Raw genomic sequence first — 1,449 nt, forward strand, 5'->3', positions numbered from 1 at the left:
GGATGTGGGGGCTAGTTTTCGTTGTGATTGCAGATGCTCGCGACGAGCTCACTCACGGTGTCGGAGTACAGCCCAGGAGTGGGGGCGCTCATGCTGCGGCCCCGAGCTCGGGGAGCTCATGGTGCTGGCCGATAGTGTCGGTACCCACGAGCGTGAGGCGGCACCTCGCGAGAACGTCAAGACCGAGGTAACGACGACCCTCGGCCCATTCGTCAGACTGCTCCGCAAGAACGGCCCCGACGAGGCGGGTGATCGCGGCCCGGTTCGGGAAGATCCCCACCACATCGGTCCTGCGGCGGATCTCACGGTTCAGGCGCTCGTTCGGGTTATTCGACCAGATCTGCTGCCACACATCTTTCGGGAACGTGGTGAACGCGAGAATGTCAGCCCGGGCAGCATCGAGGTGGTCGTGCACTTCGGGGAGTTTGTCCTCGACGTAGTCCAGGAGCCGGTCGAATTGGGCCTCAACACTTTTCTGGTCGGGTTGGTCGTACACGGAATGCAGCATCGCTTTCACCGCCGGCCACATGCTCTTCGGGGTCACTGACATCAGGTTCGCAGCGTAGTGCGTGCGACACCGTTGCCACGACGTCCCAGGGAAGTTCGCGCGCATCGCTTCAACGAGGCCAGCGTGCGCGTCAGAGGTGATGAGTTTCACCCCGGTGAGGCCGCGCGCGACAAGGTCTGCGAAGAACCCGTTCCACGCCATCGTGGTCTCCGCGGTCGCCACTTGCATGCCCAGGACTTCCCGATGCCCGTCAGCGTTCACCCCGGTCGCGACGAGCACCATGGTGTTGATCACCCGCCCGCCCTCACGCACTTTCATCGTGAGTGCGTCGCACGCGACGAACGTGAACGGGCCGGCCTCACCTAACGGCCTCGTGCGAAACTCACGCACATGCTCGTCCATATCGGCGGCCATTCGGGAGACCTGCGACTTCGACAGGGAATGGATGCCAAGGGTCTTCACGAGTTTGTCCATCCGCCTCGTTGAGACGCCAGCGAGGTAGGCGTCAGCGACGACGGTGATCATCGCCGCTTCTGAGCGTTTGCGACGTTCGAGGAGCCACTCGGGGAAGTACGTGCCGGAGCGGAGCTTCGGGATCGCGACGTCTATGGTTCCGACACGCGTATCGAGTTCACGGGTGCGGTATCCGTTGCGGGAATTCACTCGGTCAGCAGAGGGCTTCCCGTACTCGGCGCCGCAGATCGCATCTGCTTCGGCTGAGAGGAGGGTGTTGATCATGGTTTGCAGCAGGGTGCGCATCAGATCCGGTGATGCGTCGCCCAGCGCGTTGGTGAGGACGGTGGCAGGGTCGACAATAGAGGGAGTGGTCATCGGTGTGACGCCTTTCGAGTGGGATGTGAGAGTTTCCTCGAAGGAAGATCCCGGTGGCCACGCTGACGTTTACTGGCCGGGATCGTTACACCACTCTACGGGGCACTACT

1 protein-coding gene is annotated in these 1,449 nt (G+C 62.5%); it reads right to left on the minus strand.

Going from position 1 to position 1,449, the window contains the following annotated elements:
- Window positions 1–88: 88 nt before the first annotated feature.
- A complete protein-coding gene (locus tag AC1ROW_RS22205; RefSeq protein ID WP_193591830.1) occupies window positions 89–1,339 on the minus strand; it encodes an IS256 family transposase in 1,251 nt (416 codons plus the stop codon).
- Window positions 1,340–1,449: the final 110 nt, after the last annotated feature.

It is taken from the genome of Leifsonia sp. GW821-FHT13C09 (genome assembly GCF_058806435.1).

Excerpts from the sequence above, each read along its gene's own strand:
- AC1ROW_RS22205 (WP_193591830.1), bottom strand. The coding sequence starts at position 1,339 with ATGACCACTCCCTCTATTGTCGACCCTGCCACCGTCCTCACCAACGCG.